22 protein-coding genes are annotated in these 19,776 nt (G+C 60.4%); 8 read left to right on the top strand and 14 right to left on the bottom strand.

All coding sequences use genetic code 11. The features are described from left to right. Nucleotides 1-107: 107 nt before the first annotated feature. On the top strand, nucleotides 108-842 hold the full coding sequence (locus tag AO388_RS02010; RefSeq protein ID WP_003366821.1) for a phosphoadenylyl-sulfate reductase: 735 nt from the start codon (nucleotides 108-110) through the stop codon (nucleotides 840-842). A gap of 78 nt (nucleotides 843-920) precedes the next feature. Here AO388_RS02010 and cysB read toward each other — a convergent pair whose 3' ends face one another. The 4 genes from cysB to AO388_RS01990 all read right to left on the bottom strand — a co-directional run bounded on the left by cysB (nucleotide 921) and on the right by AO388_RS01990 (nucleotide 4,512). Then, nucleotides 921-1,895 carry an HTH-type transcriptional regulator CysB gene (gene cysB, locus AO388_RS02005; RefSeq protein WP_003315705.1) on the bottom strand — a complete coding sequence of 325 codons (975 nt, stop codon included), beginning with the start codon at nucleotides 1,893-1,895 and terminating at the stop codon, nucleotides 921-923. Between the two features lie 150 nt (nucleotides 1,896-2,045). Continuing rightward, entirely contained in the window at nucleotides 2,046-2,540 is a 495-nt protein-coding gene (locus AO388_RS02000) for a universal stress protein (protein ID WP_003433056.1), read from the bottom strand. A 76-nt stretch (nucleotides 2,541-2,616) separates the two neighbouring features. Further along, on the bottom strand, nucleotides 2,617-3,537 hold the full coding sequence (locus AO388_RS01995; RefSeq protein WP_058415992.1) for a 5'-nucleotidase: 921 nt from the start codon (nucleotides 3,535-3,537) through the stop codon (nucleotides 2,617-2,619). 3 nt (nucleotides 3,538-3,540) lie between these two features. Further along, nucleotides 3,541-4,512 (bottom strand): putative 2-dehydropantoate 2-reductase, encoded by a 972-nt coding sequence (locus AO388_RS01990; protein ID WP_003433058.1) that lies wholly within the window; start codon nucleotides 4,510-4,512, stop codon nucleotides 3,541-3,543. Nucleotides 4,513-4,745: 233 nt separating this feature from the next. Here AO388_RS01990 and AO388_RS01985 point away from each other — a divergent pair, with 233 nt between their 5' ends. Continuing rightward, nucleotides 4,746-5,822 (top strand): 3-deoxy-7-phosphoheptulonate synthase, encoded by a 1,077-nt coding sequence (locus AO388_RS01985; RefSeq protein WP_003366814.1) that lies wholly within the window; start codon nucleotides 4,746-4,748, stop codon nucleotides 5,820-5,822. Nucleotides 5,823-5,891: 69 nt separating this feature from the next. Here AO388_RS01985 and AO388_RS01980 read toward each other — a convergent pair whose 3' ends face one another. Then, entirely contained in the window at nucleotides 5,892-6,179 is a 288-nt protein-coding gene (locus AO388_RS01980) for a GNAT family N-acetyltransferase (RefSeq protein ID WP_003315710.1), read from the bottom strand. A 461-nt stretch (nucleotides 6,180-6,640) separates the two neighbouring features. Here AO388_RS01980 and oprI point away from each other — a divergent pair, with 461 nt between their 5' ends. Beyond that, nucleotides 6,641-6,892, top strand: coding sequence for an outer membrane lipoprotei OprI (oprI, locus tag AO388_RS01975; protein ID WP_002553018.1), 252 nt, complete (start codon nucleotides 6,641-6,643; stop codon nucleotides 6,890-6,892). Between the two features lie 171 nt (nucleotides 6,893-7,063). On the opposite strand, the gene AO388_RS01970 is transcribed toward oprI, so the two are convergent. From AO388_RS01970 to AO388_RS01960, 3 genes are all read right to left on the bottom strand, one after another. Next, the gene (locus tag AO388_RS01970; RefSeq protein WP_003433060.1) at nucleotides 7,064-8,029 is read right to left on the bottom strand and encodes a L,D-transpeptidase family protein; all 966 of its coding nucleotides are present in this window, start codon (nucleotides 8,027-8,029) and stop codon (nucleotides 7,064-7,066) included. Between the two features lie 112 nt (nucleotides 8,030-8,141). Then, on the bottom strand, nucleotides 8,142-8,423 hold the full coding sequence (locus AO388_RS01965; RefSeq protein WP_003315714.1) for a hypothetical protein: 282 nt from the start codon (nucleotides 8,421-8,423) through the stop codon (nucleotides 8,142-8,144). A 56-nt stretch (nucleotides 8,424-8,479) separates the two neighbouring features. After that, entirely contained in the window at nucleotides 8,480-9,085 is a 606-nt protein-coding gene (locus AO388_RS01960; protein WP_003366808.1) for an arylesterase, read from the bottom strand. Between the two features lie 10 nt (nucleotides 9,086-9,095). Between AO388_RS01960 and AO388_RS01955 the strand changes: the two genes are divergently transcribed. Beyond that, a complete protein-coding gene (locus tag AO388_RS01955; RefSeq protein WP_003366807.1) occupies nucleotides 9,096-9,779 on the top strand; it encodes an ABC transporter ATP-binding protein in 684 nt (227 codons plus the stop codon). Continuing rightward, complete coding sequence (locus AO388_RS01950) at nucleotides 9,779-12,295, top strand: ABC transporter permease (RefSeq protein WP_003433061.1); 2,517 nt, start codon at nucleotides 9,779-9,781, stop codon at nucleotides 12,293-12,295. The genes AO388_RS01955 and AO388_RS01950 overlap by 1 nt, the downstream gene beginning before the upstream one ends. Before the next feature lie 238 nt (nucleotides 12,296-12,533). Here the strand turns inward: AO388_RS01950 and greB are convergent, their stop codons facing one another. From greB to AO388_RS01925, 5 genes are all read right to left on the bottom strand, one after another. After that, nucleotides 12,534-13,007, bottom strand: a complete 474-nt coding sequence (gene greB, locus AO388_RS01945) for a transcription elongation factor GreB (RefSeq protein WP_003316622.1) — start codon at nucleotides 13,005-13,007, stop codon at nucleotides 12,534-12,536. A gap of 47 nt (nucleotides 13,008-13,054) precedes the next feature. After that, on the bottom strand, nucleotides 13,055-13,384 hold the full coding sequence (locus AO388_RS01940) for a hypothetical protein (protein ID WP_003316621.1): 330 nt from the start codon (nucleotides 13,382-13,384) through the stop codon (nucleotides 13,055-13,057). A 104-nt stretch (nucleotides 13,385-13,488) separates the two neighbouring features. Next, on the bottom strand, nucleotides 13,489-13,797 hold the full coding sequence (locus tag AO388_RS01935) for a hypothetical protein (RefSeq protein WP_003366800.1): 309 nt from the start codon (nucleotides 13,795-13,797) through the stop codon (nucleotides 13,489-13,491). 224 nt (nucleotides 13,798-14,021) lie between these two features. Beyond that, entirely contained in the window at nucleotides 14,022-14,456 is a 435-nt protein-coding gene (locus tag AO388_RS01930) for a DoxX family protein (RefSeq protein WP_003366798.1), read from the bottom strand. Nucleotides 14,457-14,568: 112 nt separating this feature from the next. Then, on the bottom strand, nucleotides 14,569-15,990 hold the full coding sequence (locus AO388_RS01925) for a transglycosylase SLT domain-containing protein (RefSeq protein ID WP_058415991.1): 1,422 nt from the start codon (nucleotides 15,988-15,990) through the stop codon (nucleotides 14,569-14,571). Nucleotides 15,991-16,170: 180 nt separating this feature from the next. Between AO388_RS01925 and AO388_RS01920 the strand changes: the two genes are divergently transcribed. The 3 genes from AO388_RS01920 (at nucleotide 16,171) to AO388_RS01910 (ending at nucleotide 18,920) form a co-directional block, all read left to right on the top strand. After that, on the top strand, nucleotides 16,171-17,010 hold the full coding sequence (locus AO388_RS01920; protein ID WP_003433063.1) for a TatD family hydrolase: 840 nt from the start codon (nucleotides 16,171-16,173) through the stop codon (nucleotides 17,008-17,010). 84 nt (nucleotides 17,011-17,094) lie between these two features. Further along, nucleotides 17,095-18,570, top strand: coding sequence for a methyl-accepting chemotaxis protein (locus tag AO388_RS01915; protein ID WP_003433064.1), 1,476 nt, complete (start codon nucleotides 17,095-17,097; stop codon nucleotides 18,568-18,570). A 107-nt stretch (nucleotides 18,571-18,677) separates the two neighbouring features. Further along, nucleotides 18,678-18,920 carry a hypothetical protein gene (locus AO388_RS01910; protein WP_003433065.1) on the top strand — a complete coding sequence of 81 codons (243 nt, stop codon included), beginning with the start codon at nucleotides 18,678-18,680 and terminating at the stop codon, nucleotides 18,918-18,920. A 12-nt stretch (nucleotides 18,921-18,932) separates the two neighbouring features. On the opposite strand, the gene AO388_RS01905 is transcribed toward AO388_RS01910, so the two are convergent. Next, nucleotides 18,933-19,730 carry an acyl-CoA thioesterase gene (locus AO388_RS01905; protein WP_003433066.1) on the bottom strand — a complete coding sequence of 266 codons (798 nt, stop codon included), beginning with the start codon at nucleotides 19,728-19,730 and terminating at the stop codon, nucleotides 18,933-18,935. Nucleotides 19,731-19,776: the final 46 nt, after the last annotated feature.

The raw sequence follows: 19,776 nt of genomic DNA, 5'->3' as shown, positions 1-19,776 counted from the left end.
AAGCAGCACTCTAGCCGCTGGCAACGGCCACTGAACAGCGGATTTTGTTACCATTGCCGCCATCACGAGCGCTTAAGCGCCACTCTTGCATTTTAGGAAGCCGCCTGATGAGCCAACCTTTCGACGTCGCTGAACTGGCGACGACCTATGCGAACAAGTCTGCACAAGACATTCTGAAGCTGGCCTTCGAACACTTCGGCGACGACCTGTGGATCTCGTTCAGCGGTGCCGAGGACGTGGTTCTGGTCGACATGGCCTGGAAGCTGAACAAGAACGTCAAGGTCTTCAGCCTGGACACCGGGCGCCTGCACGCGGAAACCTATCGTTTCATCGAACAGGTCCGCGAGCACTACAAGATCGAAATCGAGATCGTTTCGCCCGACCACAGCAAACTTGAACCTTTCGTCAAGGAAAAGGGCCTGTTCAGCTTTTACCGGGATGGTCACGGCGAATGCTGCGGCATCCGCAAGATCGAGCCGCTGCGACGCAAACTGTCTGGCGTCAGCGCCTGGGCAACCGGCCAGCGCCGTGATCAGAGCCCCGGCACGCGCAGTGCCGTTGCTGCAGTGGAAGTCGACAGCGCATTTTCGACGCCCGAGCGCACGCTGTACAAATTCAACCCGTTGGCACAGATGAGCAGCGAGGAAATCTGGGGCTACATCCGCATGCTGGAGCTGCCCTATAACAGCCTGCACGAGCGCGGCTTCATCAGCATCGGCTGCGAACCCTGCACCCGCCCGGTACTGCCGAACCAGCACGAGCGCGAAGGTCGCTGGTGGTGGGAGGAAGCCACGCAGAAGGAATGCGGGCTGCATGCGGGCAATCTGATAGCGCGCAACTGACGCAGCCAGAGGCACGCCTCGACCTGCAAGCTACAAGTCAACGCGCGTCCGGCGCTGACTTGCAGCTTGCCGCTGCTCCTAGTGCACCGGCAACTCGACGTTGGCAAACAGCTCTTCCATTTCCTGCTTGTTATGGCACTGAATCGCCTTGGCCATGACTTCGCGGGTCAGGTGCGGTGCGAATTTCTCGATGAAATCGCACATGAAACCACGCAGGAAGGTGCCGCGACGGAAAGCGATTTTTGTCACGCTGGACTCGAACAGGTCACTGGCATCGAGCACCACCAGGTCGCTGTCCACCGCCTCGTCTATCGCCATTCTTGCCACGATGCCCACGCCTAGATTCAGCCTGACATAGGTCTTGATCACGTCGGCATCCGCCGCCGTAAACACGACCTTGGGCACCAGCCCGCGATGGCTGAACGCCTCGTCCAGCTTGGAACGGCCGGTAAAGCCGAAGACGTAAGTCACGATCGGGTATTCGGCGAGCAATTCCAGCGTCAGCTTCGGCGCCTTGGTCAACGGGTGCCCCTGCGGCACGACAATGCAACGGTTCCAGCGATAGCACGGCATCATCACCAGATCGCTGAACTGCTCGAGGGCCTCGGTGGCGATGGCAAAATCAACCGTCCCGTCAGCCGCCATTTCGGCGATCTGCATCGGTGAGCCCTGATGCATGTGCAGCGCGACATCTGGGTATTGCTTGATGAAGTTGCTGATTACCGGCGGCAAGGCATAACGCGCCTGGGTGTGAGTGGTGGCGATCGACAGCGTGCCCTTCTTCTCGTTGGAGAACTCCTGGGCAATCTGCTTGATGCTCTCGACCTTGCGCAGGATCTCGCCCGCTGTGGTGATGATGCGCTCGCCTGCCGGTGTCACACGCGTCAGGTGCTTGCCACTGCGGGCGAAAACCTCGACGCCCAGCTCGTCTTCAAGCAGGCGGATCTGCTTGCTGATACCGGGCTGGGAGGTGTAAAGGCTCTGGGCCGTCGCGGAAACGTTGAGGTCGTGGTGCGCCACTTCCCAAATGTAGCGCAGTTGTTGGAGCTTCATATGTATCCCTCAAAGCAGATAAACCCTATGGGTATCGGCGACGGTATATAACTGGATTAATGGTGAGACGAATAATTCTAGAACTTTTTATCACCTTTGTAAGGTGATCGCACGCTCGATTTCATTAAAACCACCAATTGGACCTTCCCTCTACCCCCGCCCCTTTTTCAACATCATCGGAACCATGTAGACCGGCACGTCGGAAAACTGCAGGACCCTGGCAGCCGTGCGGCCTATAGAGGTGCCCTCTTCCATCCTGCGGCTGTGACTGCCGACCACCAGCAAATCCACATTCAGCCTGTGCGCCTGTTCGAGAATCACGCTGGCAGGCTCGCCCTGAACGACACGCACCGTACGAATCAGGGAAAGGTCCGAGTGCCCTTCGCCCAGTTCTTCACGAAACCCGTCGAGCATTCGTTGCTCTATTCCACTCAGAAACGCATTCACACCCTTGCCGCGAAGCTCTTTCAACGCTTCCTCGCCCAGGTAACTCTGCAGCACCGACTCGGCGAACAGGCCCAAAGGCTCGACGACATGGATAACGTACAGCTCGGCGTTGAACGTTCGAGCCAGCGCCAGCGCGTGCTGCGTTACATAAGGCGCGTACAGACCGAGGTCTGCGGCATACAGCATCGAACGGACCATACAACCTCCCATACAACCGGAATGGCGGAGATTGACTCAGCGTAGCAGCGCATCCTCGGCTGCGACGGCGGACTTCTCAGCCCCCGTCGGCAAGTGGCACTATTTCGTTGCTGATGCCGTGCGGAACGTGCCCCGTCGCCACCACATCACGCGCCTTCTCGCAATGGCCGGGCTGATCGTCGAAAAACACATCGGCGGCGAACGCTTCAAGAAAGGCCGACTTTTGCAAGCCACCGAGAAACAGCGACTCGTCCAGACGAATGTCCCATTCGCGCAAGGTGCGGATCACGCGCTCATGGGCAGGTGCCGAGCGAGCCGTGACCAGCGCGGTGCGAATCGGGCAGCTCACGTCGGGAAACTCGCGCTGCAGTTGATTGAGTGCGGCGAGAAACGGCTTGAAGGGACCGCCGCGCAACGGCTCGCGAGCCCACTCACGCTCGCTGGCCTGAAAGGCCGCCAGCCCGCCGCTCTGGTACACCCGCTCTGATTCGTCGGAAAACAACACAGCGTCGCCATCGAAGGCAATCCGCAGCTCGGCGCTGGCTGCACGCCGTGCGCCACCCGAAAGGATGGTCGCGGCCGCAAACCCCGCATCCAGGGCGCTGCGCACATCCTCGGCATGCGTGGAGAGAAACAGGTGGCAGCCAAACGCTGCGAGATACGGGTAAGGACTGCGTCCGCCAGCAAAGGCGGCGCGGCTGATGTCGAGGCCATAATGCTGAATCGAGTTGAAAACCCGCAGGCCGGTATCGGCACTGTTGCGTGACACCAGCACCACTTCGACGCGCGCCTTTTGCAGACTGGCATTGAGGCTCAGGAGTTTTTCGACCAGCGGGAACGCATCGCCCTGCGCGAGAATTTCATCCTCATGCTCGATCTGATACTTGCGGTAGGCCTCGACCCCATCGGCCATGTACACCTCATGACTGTCGCGCAGATCGAACAGCGCGCGCGATGAAATCGCCAGTACCAGCTTGTGGTCTTCAGCTTCTGTCATGAATCACTCCTTGCTTGCCGGGTGGTTGCCCCGATCGATGAACGCCAGTGCCTGATAAAGCGCCCGCACGCGAGGCATGTCAAACCCGGCGGCAAGCGCCGCTGCAAGGGGCCGGGCATAAATGGCGTCCAGCTCCAGCGGGCGTCTTTCGGCCAGGTCGTGGTACATGCTGGGCCTGTAATCCGGCATGCTTTCGGTCACTGTAAACAGATGCTGCGCGAAACCCGGCGGCAAAGTATGCCCACAGGCCTCGGCGCCCTGCACGACCTCGTCCATCAGCGCCCGGATCAAGGCCTGACTGTCCGGATCGGCCATCAATCGTCCGGTACTGGTCTGCAACAAGGCCGACAGCCCGTTGTAGGGCACATTCCAGACCAGCTTCTGCCAGCGGGCCTGCTGCAGATTGGCCATGACCGGGGCGTCGATGCCGGCCGTGCTGAACAGAGCGGCACAGGCTTCGACGACCGCCATGCGGCTCGCCTCATCGGCTGCCGGGCCGCTGTGATAGCCAATGCTGACCGCGCCGAAAGCTTCATGGGCAACGACGCCGGGCGCAACCCGGTTGACGCAGACGAAACACAGCCCGCCGAGCATATGCAGGCTGTCGGGCAGGACATTACGCAGTTGGTCTTCGACAGCCAGACCGTTCTGCAACAGCAGCACGCTGGCGTTCGGCGCAGCCGCCTGGCGAATGATCGGACCGAGCGCGGCATTGCCGGTGCTCTTGGTGCCGACCAGCAGCCAGTCACAAGGCGGCATTTCAGCCGCCGAGCGATACGCCTGAACGGGCTTGAGGGACAATTCGCCATGCACGGCGCTTTTGACCTGCAAACCTTCGCGCGCCACCGTGTCAAACTCGCTGCGCAGCAGAAAATGCACATCGTATCCGGCACGCGCCAGCATCAGTCCGTAAAAGCCACCGATGGCACCCGTACCTATGATGCCGACGCGCGGACGACGAGAATCAACACTCATGACCTCTCCCTTGACTGTCTCGCTATTTGCGGCCGTACACTATCCGTCGCAGCGGATTGTCTTGCAATAAGGCAGCGCATCTCGGCCAAAGACCTGGCCGATACCTCGTTTACTTATTGTCGAACAACGCGATAACGCGCTAAGGTTCGGCTCCCCGCTGCGCTCAAACCTGCTGGGCACCGCCGCACGGGGGACCGTTGGCGGCCAGTACCCGCGACCTGATGAGTAACACGATGGCTGATTTACCGATTGACGACCTCAACGTTGCCTCCAACGAGACTCTGATCACTCCGGATCAGCTCAAGCGCGACATCCCCCTGACCGATGCTGCCCTGCAGACCGTCAGCCAGGGTCGCGAAGTGATTCGCAACATTCTCGATGGCCATGATCACCGCCTGTTCATTGTGATCGGCCCGTGCTCGATCCACGACCTGAAGGCAGCCAAGGAGTACGCCGAGCGTCTCAAGGCGCTGGCGGCGGAAGTATCCGACACGCTGTATCTGGTGATGCGCGTCTACTTCGAGAAGCCACGCACCACGGTAGGCTGGAAAGGTCTGATCAACGACCCGTACCTGGATGACTCGTTCAAGATCCAGGACGGCCTGCACATCGGTCGCCAGCTACTGCTGGATCTGGCCGAAATGGGGCTGCCCACCGCCACCGAAGCCCTGGACCCGATCTCTCCGCAGTATCTGCAGGACCTGATCAGCTGGTCGGCCATCGGCGCGCGCACCACAGAATCCCAGACTCACCGTGAGATGGCTTCGGGCCTGTCCTCGGCAGTCGGCTTCAAGAACGGGACCGACGGCGGCCTGACCGTTGCCATCAACGCCTTGCAATCGGTGTCGAGCCCGCATCGTTTCCTGGGTATCAACCAGGAAGGCGGCGTGTCGATCGTGACCACCAAAGGCAATGCCTACGGTCATGTGGTGCTGCGCGGCGGCAACGGCAAGCCCAACTATGACTCGGTCAGCGTCGCGCTCTGCGAACAGGCCCTGAACAAGTCCGGCATTCGTCCGAACATCATGGTCGACTGCAGCCATGCCAACTCCAACAAGGACCCGGCCCTGCAACCGCTGGTGATGGAAAACGTCGCCAACCAGATCCTGGAAGGCAACGAATCGATCATTGGCCTGATGGTCGAGAGCCATTTGAACTGGGGATGCCAGGCGATTCCCAAGGACCTGTCGGAATTGCAGTACGGCGTGTCCATTACCGATGCCTGCATCGATTGGGAAAGCACCGAAAAGACCCTGCGCAGCATGCATGCGAAACTCAGGGATGTGCTGCCAGCTCGCAAGCGCAAGTGATTGCCTGACCGACTGCACCGCAATAAACGAAAACGCCGAGCAAATGCTCGGNTCGGTAGTGACAGGTCCTCAGAGTTTGGCCGCCTGCGACTGCAGATCATGCAACTCCATATAACGCTCTACATAAGAGCAGGACGGTATGACGGAATAGCCCATGCTGTCGGCATAATCGAGCGCCTCCTTGGTCAGCGCCGCGGCAATTCCGCGACCTCGCAAGGCGTCCGGCACAAAGGTCCGATAGAAATCCAGGGTCTGCTTGCCGAGATCCATGTAGGTCAGATAAGCACGGTGGCCGTCGATAATGATTTCGAAATGGTGGCCGACTTCGTCATGGTGGATGGACAACGCCTCGCTCATCGCTACTCCTCGCGGGTCTTGGAATTTGACCCCTACCTTACCGGTCTTTTTCAGGCGAAGGAACATCTACGCCACCCAGTGTCTGTTTTCGACACCGGTAGAGCACTGCCGATCTCGACGGACATCACATTGAGATAGTAGGCGCCATTAGCGACTATGCTCAAGCGCGGTCGATGTAAAAACACCTTTAAATGTTCGCGTGCCGACCGACAGTCGATCAGGCCAGGGCTGATGAGAACTGTCGGGAACGCTTCAGCACGGCATGGGTCCCGTTAAAGTGGATAGTTTTTGTACAGAACGCTTGAGAAGTAACGCGGAACGCTTTCAAAGCGAGGAATTTTAGCAGCTTCTTGCGCCGGGTCCGTTTACTTACTACAAACAATGGGTACTATGTACGCCGGTCGTTTTCTCATTTTCGAGAGATGACTAATTTGAAAAAAAATTCCTTGAAGGTGAACACGATGAACAACGTTCTGAAATTCTCTGCTCTGGCTCTGGCCGCAGTTCTGGCTACCGGTTGCAGCAGCGTATCCAAAGAAACCGAAGCTCGTCTGACAGCTACCGAAGACGCAGCAGCTCGTTCGCAAGCACGTGCCGACGAAGCCTACCGCAAGGCTGACGAAGCTCTGGCTGCTGCTCAAAAAGCTCAGCAAACTGCTGACGAAGCCAACGAGCGCGCTCTGCGCATGTTGGACAAAGCCAGCCGCAAGTAATAATCCCCCGGGGTTATTGAAAGCCGACCCGGCAACGGGTCGGCNGTCTGGCTGAGTGATTGCCTGCAGAAGCCTGAATGACTCCAGGGACAGGGCTAAGACCCGATGACTTTTCTTTTGACTATCATGCCAACGCTGAGCATTGGCACGAGAGCAACTGCCGGCGACGATTTACTGAAAAATCACCGGTTCTTCAGCACTCGCAGGCGCTTTGCCCGGTTCTGCGATCTCCACCGGTATGCCGTCTTCGGCCGCGACTACATCACGCACCACGTCCCAGTTCATGCGCAGGTTATTGGCCAGGTCGTCACGCTTGAGCAGCGCATTGATCACCGCAGTGTGCTTGTCGACCACCGACGGGTTGCCCAGGTCATCAACCGGCGTGTGCGCTTCCAGGTAAACCTTGCCGCCGCTGATCCCGAACTTGTAAGGCTCGCTGATGATGCGCACCGTCGTACCGACCGGGGCCATGTCGGCCAGTTCCAGCACGTTATTGTTATACATGCGGAAACAACCATGACTGGTGCGCATGCCGATGCCGAACTTCTTGTTCGAGCCGTGGATCAGGTAGCCGGAAAGCCCGAGGCCGAATTTGAACGGCCCCAGCGGGTTGTCCGGACCGGCCGGCACCACGTCTGGCAGCGGATCACCATCGGCCGCATGCTCGGCCTTGATCGAGGCTGGCGGCGTCCAGGTCGGGTTCGGCGTCTTGGCCGTCACCTTGGTCACGCCGATCGGCGACCCCCAGCCTTCACGACCGACACCCAGCGGATAGGTGTGCACGACATTCTGACCCTTGGGGTAGTAATACATGCGGTATTCGGCAAGGTTGATGACAATCCCTTCGCGCGGCCCCGGCGGCAGAATGAAACGGGTCGGCAGCACGATGTCCTTGCCTGCACCCGGCAGCCAGGGATCGACACCAGGGTTGGCGGCGATCATTTCCAGGTAGCCCAGATCATATTGGGTGCCAAGGTCGGCGAAGGTGTCTTCGTATTTGGCCTTGATGACCTGCACCTGCCCCACGATGTCTTCGCCGGGCGGCGGCAACGGAAACTCCAGTGCATGGACAGAGCTCGCCGCGCACAGAGCAGCAAGCGACAGACAGCGGGTAACGGCTGGAATGCGCGACAACATCCGGGAAGATCCTTCGGGTAACGACTAAAGAGATGGAAACAAGAACTGAAGTGTACACCGGCCCTTGCCGGATCGGGGATATCTGCGGTTGCCCTTCGGGCAGTCATGACAGCTAGAGTTCAGGCCAGATCGGATTCATCCCTCTGCGCTGCGCATCCATGATGGCCTTGCACAGGGGACACAGACGCTCATCGCGCATGGCCTGCAGTTCGACGGCGCGCATTTGCGGCTGGGCCGGCAACAACGTGCCACATAATGTACGGTCGATCGAGCCGCCCAGCTCCAATTGGCGAGCGATCAAATGGACGCGCACTTCCTGACAGGCGAACAGATCCAGCTGCTCATCGGGTTCAAGCATTTGATAGGCATACAGGGACCAGGCGGGACGCGGCATGGGGGGCTCCAGATCGGGGGCGCCACATTAGCCGAAAGCCCCCGCCCGGGAAAGCCTCAAAGCAGCGGTTTCAGGCTCGGCCAGACATTTTCCAGCAACTTGCCCTGAGCAGCGGCGGCCGGATGCAGACCATCGGCCTGCATCAGTTCAGGCACCCCGCCTACACCTTCGAGAAAGAATGGCACGAAGGGGACCTTTTTCTCCTTGGCCAGGTTGCTGTAAACCTCTTCAAAGGCCTTGGTGTAGCGTGGCCCGTAGTTGGGCGGGATACGCATGCCCAACAACAGCACTTTGGCACCCGCCGCTTGCGAGCGGTCGATCATCGATGAAAGGTTTTGTTGCAATTGAGCAGGCTGCTGACCGCGCAGGCCATCGTTGCCCCCCAACTCCAGAATAACCAGCTCCGGCTTATGCTCTGCAAGCAGCGCAGGCAAACGCGCCTGGCCGCCTGCACTGGTGTCGCCACTGATCGAGGCATTGACCACCTTGTCGTCGAATCCCTCCTTGCCCAGACGCTGTTCCAGCAGGCTGACCCACCCCACGCGGGTATCCAGCCCGAAAGCCGCACTGATACTATCCCCAACGATCAATACCGTGCCCGCCAACGCGCCCTGTGACAGCAGCAGTAACCCCAGGCCAGCACTTAAAAACAACGCACGCATCGGATTCTCCATGAGTGAAAGTATTCTCAGTGCCCAAAGCCTCAGCAAAGTAGTCCCCAGCACCGAAGGTGACCTGACCATCCTGCACGAACTCTCCCTGGAACTAAACAAGGGCGACACGCTGGCCATCGTCGGCGCCTCCGGTTCGGGCAAATCCACCCTGCTCGGTTTGCTCGCCGGACTGGACCTGCCGAGCGCCGGTTCGGTCATCCTTTCAGGCCGCAATCTCAGCGAGCTGGATGAAGACCAGCGCGCCAGAGTGCGGGCCGAGCACGTCGGGTTCGTGTTTCAGTCGTTCCAGTTGCTCGACAGCCTGAACGCGCTGGAAAACGTCATGCTGCCGATGGAGCTCGAAGGCCGCAAAGACGCCCGCGAAAAAGCCCGCGATCTGCTGCAACGGGTGGGCCTTGGCCAGCGCCTGACCCATACCCCGCGTCAGTTGTCCGGTGGTGAACAGCAACGGGTCGCCATTGCCCGCGCCTTCGCTGCCGACCCCGACGTGCTGTTCGCCGACGAACCCACCGGCAACCTCGACAGCCACACCGGCGAACGTATCAGCGACCTGCTCTTCGAACTGAACAAGGAGCGCAACACCACGCTGGTGCTGGTCACTCACGATGAGCGTCTGGCGCATCGCTGCCGTCGACTGATCCGTCTTGAAGGGGGCCGACTGGTCGCCCCGCTGGAGCCTTGATGGCACGCTTGCCTTTTGCCCGCCTGCTGAGCCTCGCTGTCCGCCAACTGATGCGCGATGCCCGCGCCGGAGAGTTGCGGGTATTGTTCTTTGCCCTTCTGGTCGCTGTGGCGGCGAGCACCGCCATCGGTTATTTCGGCGCCCGTCTGAACGGCGCGATGTTGCTGCGGGCGACCGAGTTCCTGGGCGCAGATCTGATCCTTGAAGGCTCGAGCCCGGCGCGTGCCGAGCAGGTCGAAGAAGGCAAACGCCTGCAACTCAAGCATGCGCAGATCGTGGTCTTTTCCAGCGTGATCGCGACCGACGCGGGCATCCAGCTGTCGAGCATCAAGGCGGTGGACGACGCTTACCCATTGCGCGGCGAACTGAAAAGCGCCGCAGACCTGTACCAGCCGGAACAGGCTGGCAGCGGCCCGCAACCGGGTGAAGCCTGGGTCGAGGCACGCCTGCTTCCTGCGGTCGACCTGAAGGTGGGAGACGACCTCGACGTCGGCTCCAAAACCTTGAAACTGACCCGCATACTGACTTATGAGCCAGACCGGGCAGGCAACTTCTACAGCCTGACCCCGCGCGTGATGATCAACCTGCAGGACCTTGCCGCCACTGGCGTGGTGCAACCGGGCAGCCGGGTCACCTATCGGGAGATGTGGAGCGGCCCGCCGGAAGCACTGGCGGCCTATCGCAAAGCCATCGAGCCGGGTCTTGAGCCGCATCAGGAAATCAAGGACGCCCGCGATGGCAGCCAGCAGATTGGCGGCGCACTGGGCAAGGCCGAACGTTATTTGAATATGGCCAGTCTGGTTGCCGTCTTACTGGCGGGCGTTGCCGTGGCGCTGTCGGCATCCCGATTCGCTGCACGACGCTTTGATGCCAGCGCCCTGCTACGCTGCCTGGGGCTGTCGCGCGGTGAGGCGATGACCCTGTTCAGCCTGCAACTGGCGATCATCGGCTTGCTGGCCAGCCTGAGTGGTGCCTTGCTGGGTTGGCTTGCACAACTCGGGCTGTTCGCGCTGCTGCAAAATCTGCTTCCGGCAACCGTTCCGCCAGGCGGCGTGCTGCCTGCGCTGGCCGGCATGGGCACCGGGCTGGTAGCACTGGCCGGTTTCGCCCTGCCGCCGCTGGCTGCACTGGGTCGCGTGCCGCCGCTGCGTGTTCTGCGCCGCGACATGCTGCCGATCCCCGCCAGCTCCTGGCTCGTGTATGGCGCGGCGCTGCTTGCGCTGGGCCTGATCATGTGGCGTCTGAGCCTGGATCTGGTGCTGACCTTCGCCCTGCTGGGTGGCGGTATCGTCGCCGCGCTGCTGCTCGGCAGTCTGCTGTTACTGGCGCTCAACAGCCTGCGCCGTCTGCTGTCCGGCGCCTCGCTGCCCTGGCGACTGGGCTTGGGGCAACTGCTGCGTTACCCGCTGGCCGCTGCCGGACAATCACTGGCTTTCGGCCTGATCCTGTTGTCGATGGGCTTGATCGCCCTGCTGCGCGGTGAGCTGCTCGACACCTGGCAAAATCAGCTGCCCAAGGATGCACCGAACTATTTCGTGCTCAACGTACTGCCAGCCGATAAAGAAAACTTCGCCCAGACCCTGAGCAAGCTGTCCACTCACGCTGCGCCCCTTTACCCGGTGGTGCCAGGACGCCTGACCAGCATCAATGGTGAACCGGTCAGTAACTTCGTGACCAAGGATTCGCGCGGTGAAAATGCCACGCGTCGCGACCTGAGCCTGACCTGGGCCGCCGAGCTTCCCGAGGGCAATACCCTGACTGCCGGCAGCTGGTGGAAGGCGTTGCCTGACTCCGGGCAACGTGATGCAACGCCCGGTGTCTCGATCGAGGCCAAACTGGCCGACAGCCTGAAAATCAAGCTGGGCGACCGCCTGAGCTTCATTGTCGGCGGACTGACCCGCGAAGCCGTGGTGACCAGCCTCAGGAATGTGAACTGGGATACCTTCCAGCCCAACTTCTTCATGATTTTCCAGCCCGGCACCCTCGCCGACCTGCCGACCACCTACCTGACCAGTTTCTACCTGCCACCCGGCCAGGACAAGCAGATCGTCGAGCTGTCGCGCGCCTACCCGTCCATCAGCATTCTGGGTGTAGAGGCTTTGCTGGCACAGGTACGCAGCATCCTCGATCAGGTCACCCTGGCCGTGCAGTTCGTCCTGCTGTTCGTGCTGGCCGCGGGTATCGCCGTGCTGTTTTCCGGATTGCAGGCCACGCTGGATGAACGCATTCGGCAAGGCGCACTGCTGCGGGCACTGGGCGCAGAGCGAGCACTGCTGATCAAGTCGCGACGCATCGAATTCGGTTTGCTGGGCGCCGCGAGCGGTGTATTGGCGGCACTCGGTTGTGAGCTGGTGAGCTTTGTACTGTACCGCTACGCCTTTTCGCTGGAATGGCAACCGCATCCGTGGCTATTGCTGCTCCCGGTGATCGGTGCCCTGCTGGTCGGCGGTGCCGGTGTATTCGGCACCCGCCGCGCATTGAACGTCAGTCCGCTGACCGTGCTACGCGAGGGTTGAGGCTACTCACCAATCCAGTGGGAGCGAGCTTGCTCGCGAAGAGGCCGGTACAGCCTTCGGAAATAGGGCGTTTGGACCAACGTCTTCGTGAGCAATGCGGATCGCCGCCCCGGTCACTCGCACAGAGATCTGCACCCTGCCTGACGCTACGGTTTTAGCACCACTCTCCGGGCTCATCAGGAGTTGTGTATAGCGATGAGCGCATGAGAATGGAGGTCCGGGCGCTCTGCGTCCGGCCTCACTTCTCGTAATCAATCGAGTTCACGAACCACAGCTTCTCGCCTTCGGGCGTATTGACCAGCACCTCGTCGCCGACTTCCTTCTTCAGCAAGGCGCGCGCCATGGGCGAGTCGATGGAGATGTAGTCGTTGCGCCCATAGATTTCGTCATAGCCGACAATGCGGAATTTCTTGAGATCGCCCGCTTCGTTTTCGATCTCGACCCAGGCACCGAAGAACACCCGCCCTTCCTGCTCCGGCGAATACTGCACGACACGCATGTCTTCGAGGCGCTTGCGCAGGTAGCGCACGCGTCGGTCGATCTCGCGCAGCAGCTTCTTGTTGTACTGGTAATCGGCGTTTTCGCTGCGATCCCCGAGCGATGCCGCCCAGGCGACCTTTTGCGTAATGTCAGGCCGGTGCTCTCGCCACAGGTAGTCGAGCTCTTTCTTCAGGGCTTCATGCCCGTCACGGGTGATGATCTTTGTACTCAAGCGGTTTCTCCGGCCCTGCGAAAATCAGTTCGACAGGCGACAAAGACTCAACGTCGCGCCACCTCGTGCTGGATGCAGCCGTCGTAATAGACCTTGGTCACCGCATCAGGCTTCAGCCGCGACTCGCTGTCGTAGGTCTGTTCCGTGATGCGCAATGCCATGGGCCGCATCCATTGTTTGGCAAACTTGCGCGCCTGCAGCTTCTGCCGCGCCCCATAGCGGGTAACGCCTGACAACTTGGAGGCCTGCGCACCGCCCGCAATGGCCGAGCCCCAACGACACAGATAACGCTCGTTTTCCGTCGCGTTTCTGGCCTGTACGGAGAAAGCCAGCCCGGAAAGCGTCAGGCACGCCAGAGCACAATAGACCAAACGCATGCGAAAACCACCTAATCCTTTGATAAGGCGGCGATTTTGCCTGTCCGTTCACACGTCGGGGGCCAGCAATATGCCTTCTATGCCAATTGGCTGACTCAGGCCATTCAACCCAGCGTAATCAAGCCCTGCCGGGCAATGCGGGTCAGGTCACTAATCACCTGCCCGACATCATCTGCCTGCGGCGATTGCACCACGGCGAGGTCGAATTGATCGTCGGCAAAATGGCTCAGAGACTGGTGGGTCTCGACGAACTGAATCAGAAACGCACAGGAACCGCCACGCCGACGGGGCCAGCCGTCGAGATAGCGCAACAGCGTGGGCTGATGGGAGCCGCTGAGAAGGATTTTCGGGTTCTTGCGTGACAAGACCGTGCTGATCGGGGAAAGACGAATGAGGGGGCGCAGGTTGTTCATGGTTGTTTCTCTGCCTCGCAAGATCCGCTGGGCAGCGGTGAGAGGCAACACCGAACCAACGTTTTAGCGGTATTTCGACAAGGCCTCAGCCTTGCCAGGCGCCCCGCAAGTAGTTGTTAAATCGGCGCTTGAGCACGCATCCTAGAGAAACGTCCCATTCATTGTCAATTGCCATTCATGGCGGGTGCCTGCAAACGCGCAAGGCCCGCCANAAGCGTAGCCGGTTATCGGGCGATGATACGGTCCAGCGACAACTTGCCTGCACCTTCGATGAGTACCGCCACGGCACCGCCGAGCAGTGCCAGCGCGTACTCGTAGCCGTTTTTGGCCATGAAGAAACCGTTGTGGATGTGAACGGTGAAGATCGCCACCAGCAACAGCAGGATCACCACGACCGCAGCCGGACGAGCCAGCAGCCCCAACAACAGACCCAGACCGCCAAAGAATTCGGCGCTGCCTGACATCAGCGCCATCAGGTAACCCGGCGTCAAGCCCAGGCTTTCCATGTACTGCGCAGTGCCTTCCAGGCCATAACCGCCGAAGGCGCCGAACAATTTCTGGCTGCCGTGCGCGATGAACGCGATACCGACGATGACGCGCAGGACAGTCAGGCCGTAACCGGCGCGAGTGGTGAGGACCGACTTGATCAATGTGTTCATGGGCGACTTTCCGTGAGTGGTGAGTAATTAACAACGAGTGGCGCCATGATAATCAAATTCACTCATGTAAAAACCGCAAATAACGGCGCATACAAATCGAATAAATCGATCTTTAGCGTTTTACCGCAGGTTTCGTGCCGCTCTTTTCCAGCGAGTCACGCTCGCGGTCGAAAGCCAGGTAGTACTTGTTCACGCTGTTCACGAACGCAACGACATTGGTACCGCCCTGCTCCATTGCCACACGTTCGGTCTGGAAGAACCACTGATTCGGGTTCAGCCCGCGACGCCGCGCTTCCTCGCGCATGCCCTGCACGCGCTCGGGCCCCAGGTTATAGGCGGCCATCACGAATGCCATGCGCTCGCGTTCGTTGACGCGGTTACTGGAGAAATACTTGCGCTGGATCAGCGCCATATAGCGCGAGCCGGCACGGATATTGTCGTCAGCGCTCTGGATACTCGGTACGCCAACGCTTTTTGCCGCCGACGGAGTGATCTGCAACAGACCTGTCGCGCCGCCGCTGCCCTTGGCAGTCGGGTCGAGTCTGGATTCCTTGAACGCGAGGGCAGCCAGGTCCAGCCAGTCCATGCCCTGCGCATCGGCATGGCGCTGCAGCATCGGACGCAGTTGTTCCAGGCGCTGCAGGTTGTTGCGCACCAGCGGGTTGTTGACCTTGTAGGTGTTCTTGTACGCCTTGGCCAACACCTGATCCTGCTGGGCCGAGGGCTTATAGCCTTTGAGGAAATCATCGACACTGGCCCGCAGCTGGGTGGCATTGTCACGCACGAACCAGCTGATATCCCCGTGGGTCTGCAAGGTAAGGCCGCGGTCGATGCGCAGTTTGGGCATGATCTTCGCCCAGCGCTCGGCGATCGGCTGCTCGACCAGCGTCATCGGGTAAATCCCGGCCTGGACCATTTCCAGCACATCCTCGACGGCCAGACTGGGGTCGACCCATTCGATTTTTGCCAGGGGCAGCTTGCGCAGCTCCAGTTGTCGATTGACCTGATGCAGAGCTTCGTCGGCCGCACTGCCGGTGGGCAGGCTCAGGGTCTTTCCGGACAATTGCTCCACACGGCGCACACTGCGCTGACCACTAATACCGACCAGCACCAGAGGCACGTCATGCACGATCGGTGCGCTGGCCTGAATACCCTTGGCGTCGCTGACATCGAGCAGTTCCCCCGGCGCGATCATGTCGCCTTCTCCGCGCTGCAAGGCGGTGAGCAACTGGTTCTTGGCCTTGGGGATGACCTTGATCGTGACCCTCTGCCCCGCTCGGGCATGGCTGTTGAGGTACTGCTCAAAGGCTTGCAGGCGATGGTATTCGATGCCGATTTCCTGGCCCTTGACGTCACCGGAGCTGTTACGGCTCTGATTGACCAGCACGCGCAGCACCTTGCTGCTGCGAATCGCCGGCAAATCGCGCACCTGCACAGTGTGCTGCACCACCTCGGGACCGGTCTGACGAGCAGAAACCTGCAGGGGCAGCAGCGGTAACAGGCACATCAAAGACACAAGCGCGGATCGGATCATTCACTTCCCCAGGGCAATGCCGGAAAAAATCAGGAAAAAGGAAATCTTGAGGTCACGCAGCAGCATCGAACAGCGAAGGAAATCGTTGAACCCTCAGGTTCAATCGCTTGAATACCCAGCGTTTTCTTGTTGTGGCCAGAGCTCTGGTATGCTCGACAGCCTTCAGCTGGAGGTAGCACCATGCAACTCATCGACATCGGCGTCAATCTGACCAACGCAAGCTTCGCCTCGCAGCGACAGGCGGTACTCGACCGCGCCTATGCCACAGGCGTCCAGCAACTGGTGGTGACCGGCACCAGTGTCGAGGGCAGCGAACAGGCCCTGCAGTTGTGTCACGAGCTGGATGAGAGCGCGCAACGCCTGTTCTGCACGGCAGGTATCCATCCGCATTCGGCGAGCGATTGGACCGGCGACACCGAGAAACAGTTGCATGCCCTGCTCAAGGAAAATCGCGTTCGCGCCGTGGGTGAATGCGGCCTGGATTACAATCGCGATTTCTCGCCTCGCCCTCAGCAGGAAAAGGTCCTCGAGGCGCATCTGGCCATGGCCGTGGAACTGCAATTACCGGTGTTTCTCCACGAACGCGACGCCAACCAGCGGTTGCTGGAGATTCTGCGCGACTACCGCGACCGCCTGCCCGCGGCAGTCGTGCATTGTTTCACCGGTGAGCGCGCCGCGCTGTTCAGTTACCTGGACCTTGATCTGCATATTGGCATCACTGGCTGGATCTGCGACGAACGACGCGGCACCCACCTGCACGCGCTGGTGAGCAACATCCCTCGCGGCCGATTGATGCTGGAAAGCGATGCGCCCTACCTGCTGCCACGCAGCCTGCGTCCCAAGCCGAAAAACGGTCGCAACGAGCCGGCTTACCTGCCGGAAGTCTTGCGCGAAGTAGCCTTGCACCGGGGCGAAACGCAGGAAGACCTCGCACGCCACAGCACAGATTGCGCACGGCATTTTTTTGCCTTGCCAGTGCTGAAAACAAGCCCGGAGGATGAAAATCTGCAGCTTTCTTGACCCGCATCAAGAGTCTCTTCGTTGGCTGAGGCACAGTGATGGCATCTTGCTGCTATCTCAACCGATCACCGAAGAAGACCACTCATGGGCTCATGGCTTGGCAACCTGTCACTGAAATATAAGTTCTGGGCCGTCAACGCGGTCGCTTTCGTCACAACCCTGTTGCTGGTGCTGTACGCCATGCAAACTGAACAACACGCGCGCACGGATGCGTCGCGTCAGGCAGCACAAGCGCAGGCGCGCCTGCTGGCCGCATGGCCCGTCGACGCAGCGCTGCCCTCCAACGATACATTGCTGACTTACCGCCAGGGTCAGACACCGGTCGTCGATGGCCTTGCGCTGCCGGAACTGGCTGACGCCAGCGACTGGGTTGCGCTGAACAAGCCCGCTGGCGATCGATGGCTGAGCGGTGCGCAGATCATCACCCGGGGCGCCGAGCAACGGATTGCGCTACTGGCATTCACCCCGACCTTCATGCACGTCATGCTGGATCGCTTCACGCACTACGCGATTGCGGTTTTCGTGCTGATGTTATTGATGCTCTGCGCTTCGCAACTGCTGATCCGCTTTCTACTCAGCCAGCTCAACGCGCTCAAGGATGTGATGCTGCATGTGGAAAAAAGCGGCGACCTGGCGGCCCGTGTTCCCAATCGCAGTGACGATGAGGTCGGACAGATGGCCAAGGCCTTTAATGCCATGCAGGCCGGCTATCAGCGAGTGGTCAATACCGTTTCACAAACCGCTGGCCGTCTCGATCAGGGTGCCGCGCACCTGGCGGCGGGCATGAAGGAAGTGCGCCAGGGCATGCTCGGCCAGCAAAGCGAAACCGACCAGGTGGCCACAGCCATCAACGAGATGACCGCTACGGTTCATCACATTGCCCAGCACGCCACGGCTACCCGTGATCAGTCGCAGACCGCCGACGCGCTGGCGGGCAGTGGCAAAGTGGTGGTCGACCGCGTGCAGGTGTCCATCGCGGGGCTGTCCAGCGGCGTGCAGCAGACGGCGGAAATGATCCAGCGCATGGCCGAAGACAGCCAGAAGATCAACGGTGTGGTCAACGTGATCCACAGCATCGCCGAGCAGACCAACCTGCTCGCCCTCAACGCAGCCATCGAAGCCGCACGCGCCGGGGAAATGGGTCGGGGTTTTGCCGTGGTCGCCGACGAGGTACGCAATCTGGCCAAGCGGGTGCAAACCTCCACCGATGAAATCACCACGATGGTCTCGACCCTGCAAAACGGCACCCGCGATGCCGTGGATTTCATGCAGGAGAGCTCGTACAAGGCTGACGAATGCGTGCAGCAGGCGCGGGAAGCCGGTGATGCGCTGGCGGCGATTGCCGGTGCCGTGGCACAGATGCGCGAAAGCAACACGCAGATCGCCGTCGCGGCTCAGCAACAAAGTCAGGTCGCCGAGGAGATGAACCGTGCGGTGGTGAGTATCCGCGATGTCACCGAACGCACGGTGATCCAGACGGTTGACTCGGCCAGCACCAGTGACGAACTGGCCACGCTGGCAGGCGAACTGAATGCCGCCATTGGCCAGCTCAAGCTGTAACAGGCTATCGCCACGATAGACAGGCTTGACTCGTCAGCCATCGGCGCGCGGGCCTATCCTTCAGGCATTGAACGACGCTTTACGCGTTACCTGAAGAGGACCGCATCATGAACAAGCCAATTTCCGATCTGCAGTTGAATCAATGGCGTGACAGCAACGACAGTCAGGAGCACTCGACCAGTCTGGCCCTGTACCTGATCGCCGTACCGCTGTTCATTCTGGCGGCCCTGCTGATCCTCAACGGTCTGTTTTCCGAAAGCCTTTCATCGGTTGCCATCGGCGTGATCGGCCTGGTGGCGGCGCTGGGTTTTCAGCGCCAGGACGCCGCTCGGGCCGCTCGCAAACCTTGATCCGGTTGCCGGTCAGCCAAACACGGTGACCGTCTGGCGACTGATCGCGATCAGCTCGCCGTCGGGGCTCCACAATGCCGCGGCGGTGTGACCATAGCCATCGCGGGCATGCTCGATGACTGCGCGATAGCTGCACCACTGCAGAGTATCCAGCGACGGCTGGGGCTGGACGAACTCAATGGTCCAGGTCAGTGAACTGCCGGGTGCCGGCTTGTCCAGGTGCGGCAACACCGCAGGCGGCCAGGTGTCCACCAGGGCCAGAATATGCGCTTCGCTCATGGGCGTGGCGTGCGGCTCATCGCGAAAGCGCACGTAGCCGCCTATCGCCGGCGATTGGGTGTTACTGAAAGGCATGCCGCCCAACGCCCAGCGGATGTCCATGAAACGCAGGTAATCAGGCATCACGCCGCTGGCGAACGGTAGCTCCGGGCATTGTCCGACCGGTTTGAGGACCGGCGCGGCCTCTGCGGCAAAGGTGATCATTGATTCTCGAGGGGCACCGAAGCTGCCTTGTATCAGGGTCATTACCTGACCATTCTGCACTGCGCGCCCCAGCACCTGACTGACTGCCTTGCCATGGCGCAGGATGTCGACCTCGAAAGCAATCGGCACCCCGGGCGCCGCCGGCCCGACAAAGGTGATCGCCAGCGAACGAACCGGCCGCCCTTCAGGCACCTGTGCACGCATCGCTTCGTAGGTCAGCGCAGCCATCAGCCCGCCAAAGCAGGCACGCCCCTGAGACCATTCGGCAGGGATCGTGACAGCGCCAGGATCACGACGCAGCGCATCGATCAGTTCAGAAAAGGTCATGTTCACTCCACACGTCAACACACAAGTGGATGGATGATAACCATCC

It is taken from the genome of Pseudomonas sp. ICMP 10191 (genome assembly GCF_001467335.1).
GTDB lineage: Bacteria > Pseudomonadota > Gammaproteobacteria > Pseudomonadales > Pseudomonadaceae > Aquipseudomonas > Aquipseudomonas cerasi.
This window is presented reverse-complemented; position numbering and strand designations above follow the sequence as displayed.

What these genes read in the sequence shown, in the direction of transcription:
- AO388_RS01990 (WP_003433058.1), bottom strand. Translation starts at nt 4,512, where the DNA reads ATGAGTGTTGATTCTCGTCGTCCGCGCGTCGGCATCATAGGTACGGGT.
- AO388_RS01955 (WP_003366807.1), top strand. Translation starts at nt 9,096, where the DNA reads ATGAGTGAAAGTATTCTCAGTGCCCAAAGCCTCAGCAAAGTAGTCCCC.
- AO388_RS01910 (WP_003433065.1), top strand. Translation starts at nt 18,678, where the DNA reads ATGAACAAGCCAATTTCCGATCTGCAGTTGAATCAATGGCGTGACAGC.
- AO388_RS01925 (WP_058415991.1), bottom strand. Translation starts at nt 15,990, where the DNA reads ATGATCCGATCCGCGCTTGTGTCTTTGATGTGCCTGTTACCGCTGCTG.
- AO388_RS01935 (WP_003366800.1), bottom strand. Translation starts at nt 13,797, where the DNA reads ATGAACAACCTGCGCCCCCTCATTCGTCTTTCCCCGATCAGCACGGTC.
- AO388_RS01950 (WP_003433061.1), top strand. Translation starts at nt 9,779, where the DNA reads ATGGCACGCTTGCCTTTTGCCCGCCTGCTGAGCCTCGCTGTCCGCCAA.
- AO388_RS01995 (WP_058415992.1), bottom strand. Translation starts at nt 3,537, where the DNA reads ATGACAGAAGCTGAAGACCACAAGCTGGTACTGGCGATTTCATCGCGC.
- AO388_RS01970 (WP_003433060.1), bottom strand. Translation starts at nt 8,029, where the DNA reads ATGTTGTCGCGCATTCCAGCCGTTACCCGCTGTCTGTCGCTTGCTGCT.
- AO388_RS01930 (WP_003366798.1), bottom strand. Translation starts at nt 14,456, where the DNA reads ATGAACACATTGATCAAGTCGGTCCTCACCACTCGCGCCGGTTACGGC.
- AO388_RS01920 (WP_003433063.1), top strand. Translation starts at nt 16,171, where the DNA reads ATGCAACTCATCGACATCGGCGTCAATCTGACCAACGCAAGCTTCGCC.
- AO388_RS01905 (WP_003433066.1), bottom strand. Translation starts at nt 19,730, where the DNA reads ATGACCTTTTCTGAACTGATCGATGCGCTGCGTCGTGATCCTGGCGCT.
- AO388_RS01960 (WP_003366808.1), bottom strand. Translation starts at nt 9,085, where the DNA reads ATGCGTGCGTTGTTTTTAAGTGCTGGCCTGGGGTTACTGCTGCTGTCA.
- AO388_RS01915 (WP_003433064.1), top strand. Translation starts at nt 17,095, where the DNA reads ATGGGCTCATGGCTTGGCAACCTGTCACTGAAATATAAGTTCTGGGCC.
- oprI (WP_002553018.1), top strand. Translation starts at nt 6,641, where the DNA reads ATGAACAACGTTCTGAAATTCTCTGCTCTGGCTCTGGCCGCAGTTCTG.
- AO388_RS01980 (WP_003315710.1), bottom strand. Translation starts at nt 6,179, where the DNA reads ATGAGCGAGGCGTTGTCCATCCACCATGACGAAGTCGGCCACCATTTC.
- AO388_RS02000 (WP_003433056.1), bottom strand. Translation starts at nt 2,540, where the DNA reads ATGGTCCGTTCGATGCTGTATGCCGCAGACCTCGGTCTGTACGCGCCT.
- AO388_RS01940 (WP_003316621.1), bottom strand. Translation starts at nt 13,384, where the DNA reads ATGCGTTTGGTCTATTGTGCTCTGGCGTGCCTGACGCTTTCCGGGCTG.
- AO388_RS01965 (WP_003315714.1), bottom strand. Translation starts at nt 8,423, where the DNA reads ATGCCGCGTCCCGCCTGGTCCCTGTATGCCTATCAAATGCTTGAACCC.
- cysB (WP_003315705.1), bottom strand. Translation starts at nt 1,895, where the DNA reads ATGAAGCTCCAACAACTGCGCTACATTTGGGAAGTGGCGCACCACGAC.
- AO388_RS02010 (WP_003366821.1), top strand. Translation starts at nt 108, where the DNA reads ATGAGCCAACCTTTCGACGTCGCTGAACTGGCGACGACCTATGCGAAC.
- AO388_RS01985 (WP_003366814.1), top strand. Translation starts at nt 4,746, where the DNA reads ATGGCTGATTTACCGATTGACGACCTCAACGTTGCCTCCAACGAGACT.